This window comes from Ruegeria sp. BHSA118 (genome assembly GCF_059613405.1).
Genome location: NZ_JBXWSM010000133.1, coordinates 1 through 3,427, shown reverse-complemented (window position 1 = coordinate 3,427; position 3,427 = coordinate 1). Strand labels below are relative to the sequence as shown.

Sequence of the window (3,427 nt, the reverse complement as noted above, 5' to 3'; positions counted from 1 at the left end):
AACGGAAACAATCGCGCCGATCACCTCAGATTGAGAAAGCGGAAAGGTCAATTCACCGCGTGTGCAGTTTAGTGGTGCCTGCTATCTTGATTTTGTGACAAACTAGTACCCAAGTACTTTTTGTTTATGTGATGTGTTCTTTGTGTAAGGGATTTCTGGTGGTTCAGAGTATGAGTTTGGATAATCTCCGGGGGGCCAGTACGAGGTTTGACAAGGCAGAAGGCAACCGAGGTGCAATGGCGTCCAGCGACGGGTTTTATCTAGATTATTTCGGGCTTGACCGACGGCCCTTCACGCTGCTTCCGGATCCCGGATTCATGTACTGGTCGCCGCTGCACAAGCGCGGTTACTCGGTCCTGCAATTCGGCATCATGAGCTGTGCGCCCATCACCGTGCTGACGGGTGAGATCGGGGCCGGGAAAACAACCCTGGTACAGCATCTCCTCAGCGAGATGGAGCAGTCGATCACGGTTGGGTTGATTTCGAATGCGCAGGGCGGCCGCGGAGAGCTGCTGCAATGGGTCCTGCACGCGCTGGGTCTGCCGATCGAGGCGGATGCAAGCTATGTACAGATATTCCGGGAACTACAGGATTTCCTGGTCGCGGAATATGCAGAAGGGCGGCGTGTGGTTCTGATCTTTGACGAAGCGCAGAACCTGACCGTCGAAGGGTTGGAAGAAATCCGGATGCTGACCAATATCAATTCGAACACGGATGAGCTGATCCAGCTTGTTCTGGTTGGTCAGCCTGAATTGCGCGACATGGTTCTTGATCCCAAGATGCGCCAGCTGACACAGCGCGTGGCCGCAAGTTTTCATCTTGAACGGATGGATGAGTCTTCGGTCGAAGCCTATATCCGGCATAGGATGAAAACGGCTGGCGGTTCAGGCGATGAGTTCACCGAAGAGGCCTGCAAGCAGATTTTCAAACAAACGCGCGGTGTTCCGCGACTTGTGAATCAGTTCTGCGACTTTGCCCTGCTTTATGCCTGGACGAATGAGGCCGAGAAGGTGGATGAAGAGGTTGTGGAGCAAGTGGTCAAAGATGGCGTGTTCTTTGGCGGAAACTCACTCGAGAAGGAGCTGACAGTCTGATATGGGCCCGGTTCGCTATTACTTTTCCATTTTCCTGAGACGGTTTCCGTATTTCCTGATCGTCGCCCTGATCGTGTCTGTAGCGTCATTCATTGTCGCCAGAACGTTGCCTGCCACATATGTCTCGACCATGCGCCTGATCGTTGAATCGCCTCAGATTCCGGGCAATCTGGCGGCCAGTACTGTCACCACACCTGCGGCGGAACAGCTTCAGATCATCGAACAGCGCCTGCTGACCCGTCCGGTCCTTCTGGAGATCGCACGTGAGTTTCAGGTGCTGCCCGATCAGGATGAGGCAAGCCCTGACCAGATCGTCAAAGCCATGCGCAAGAACACCTCGATCTGGACTTCTGGCGGTCTCAATCAGGCCAATCTGATGACAATCACCTTCGAAGCGCGCAGTGGCCAGATTGCGGCAGGTGTGTTGAACAAATACCTGACGGAAATCCAGAAGCTGGATGTCGCCTATCGCAAGGAACGGGCCACAGATACCCTGGCGTTCTTCGAGCTCGAAGTAGAACGGCTGAGCGACGAGTTGAGCCGGCGCAGCGCCCGCATTCTCGAGTTCAAGAATGAAAACTCCGGCGCTCTGCCCGACAGCCTGCAATTTCGGCTGGCACAGCAGGGGGCATTGCAGACCAATCTTGAACAGACGGATCAGCAGATCTTTTCACTCAAAGCGCAGCGCGAAAAGCTGGTCAATATCTTCAGTTCAACCGGTCAGGTTGTCGGGGTCTCCCAGCAGAACCTGTCCCCTGCGCAACAACAGCTGAACCAGTTGCGCAATCAACTAGATAATCAGCGTGTGATTTATTCCGAAAACAACCCTCAGATTAAGTTGTTGCAAGCCCGGATCGAAAAGCTTGAGGAAGTGGTTGCCGCCGAACAGGCGACAAACCCAGCCCCGGTTGATGTGCAAACAGGCAATTCGGCCCTTGATCTGCAACTGGCCCAGGTCGACTCGCAGATTTCGGCGTTGGAGGATCAGAAGCGGGTTATGGAAGACCGTCTTAACGCTCTGACGTTGACCATCGATCAGACGCCGGCCAATGCCATCACACTATCTGAACTGCAGCGCGAACATGACAACATCCAAACCCAGTACAATGCCGCAGTCAGCCGTCTGGCCGCAGCCTCGACCGGGGAACGGATCGAGGTCACGTCCCAGGGGCAACGTATTTCCGTCATCGAGCATCCATCCACGCCAAGCGAGCCGGCCAAGCCAAACCGCCTGATGATCGCCGGAGGAGGGGCTGCCTTTGGCATCGCACTGGGGCTGGGGCTTGTGGTTCTGCTGGAGATCCTGAACCGGTCCGTGCGTCGACCCGAAGACCTGATCAACAAGCTTGAGGTCTGGCCGATCGCCACTATTCCCTATGCTCCGTCCCGCGGTGAAGTGTTGATGCAGCGCGCGGTATGGGGTGGGATCATACTGGCCATTCTAATCGGAGTGCCCGCCGGGGTCTGGGCGGTGCATACCTATTACCTGCCCCTCGATCTCATTACCGAGAGAGTGATGGATAAACTGGAGACATACTGGTGAGTATTGTTTCGATTGATTTGGTGAATGTGTGATGGACCGTCTTCAGAAAGCGATTCAAAAGGCGCGCGAGGAACGGCAGAGCCGCGAAAGCCCGGCGCCGGTCATGGAACAACCGCCCCGTCACGCCCCGTCAGAAGACGCCTGTGACGCCCGGTGGCAAAGCGTGTCCGAGATACAGATCGACCCCAAACTTGCCGTGCGCAACCGGCTTGCATCGCTTGCTGGCGGCGGAGACGCCACCCCCTATGACATGTTGCGCACCAAGATGTTGCAGCAGACCCTCTCCAACAAATGGCGCAGGGTGGCATTGACCTCCCCGTACAGCGGGTGCGGCAAAAGCACGACGACGGCCAACCTGGCCTTCAGCCTGGGGCGCCAGGAAGATCTGCGGACGATCGTGATCGATTTCGACATGCGGCGCAGGGGGCTGGCCGAGATTCTGAAGCAAACCGGCAACCACAGCATGGCCGACGTCATTCAGGGGTCGGTGCCGTTTCACGAACATGCGCTGCGGTATGGCAAGAACGTGATTTTCGGGCTGAATTACACGCCCACGCGCAACCCGGCGGAAGTCTTGCAAAGCCGACGGGCGATCGAATTTCTCGAACAGCTCGAGGCGGATTACAAACCCGACGTCATTCTGTTCGACACGCCCCCCCTGATGATGAGCGATGACAGCCACGGCTTTCTCAGGAATGTCGATTGTGCCCTGCTTCTGGCTGCGGCCGAAGAAACCAGCGTCGACCATATCGACGTTGCCGAACAGCAACTGGCGGAACTGACCAGCGTC

3 protein-coding genes are annotated in these 3,427 nt (G+C 56.3%); all 3 read left to right on the top strand.

What is annotated here, in order from left to right; all coding sequences use genetic code 11:
- The first annotated feature begins 236 nt into the window (after positions 1–236).
- Positions 237–1,094, top strand: coding sequence for an ExeA family protein (locus AC2FNN_RS21260; protein ID WP_496760466.1), 858 nt, complete (start codon positions 237–239; stop codon positions 1,092–1,094).
- Between the two features lies 1 nt (position 1,095).
- Positions 1,096–2,637, top strand: coding sequence for a GumC family protein (locus AC2FNN_RS21255; RefSeq protein ID WP_496760464.1), 1,542 nt, complete (start codon positions 1,096–1,098; stop codon positions 2,635–2,637).
- 31 nt (positions 2,638–2,668) lie between these two features.
- On the top strand, positions 2,669–3,427 hold a 759-nt coding region (locus AC2FNN_RS21250), incomplete at its 3' end, for a CpsD/CapB family tyrosine-protein kinase (RefSeq protein ID WP_496760462.1).

What these genes read in the sequence shown, in the direction of transcription:
- AC2FNN_RS21255 (WP_496760464.1), top strand. Translation starts at nt 1,096, where the DNA reads ATGGGCCCGGTTCGCTATTACTTTTCCATTTTCCTGAGACGGTTTCCG.
- AC2FNN_RS21260 (WP_496760466.1), top strand. Translation starts at nt 237, where the DNA reads ATGGCGTCCAGCGACGGGTTTTATCTAGATTATTTCGGGCTTGACCGA.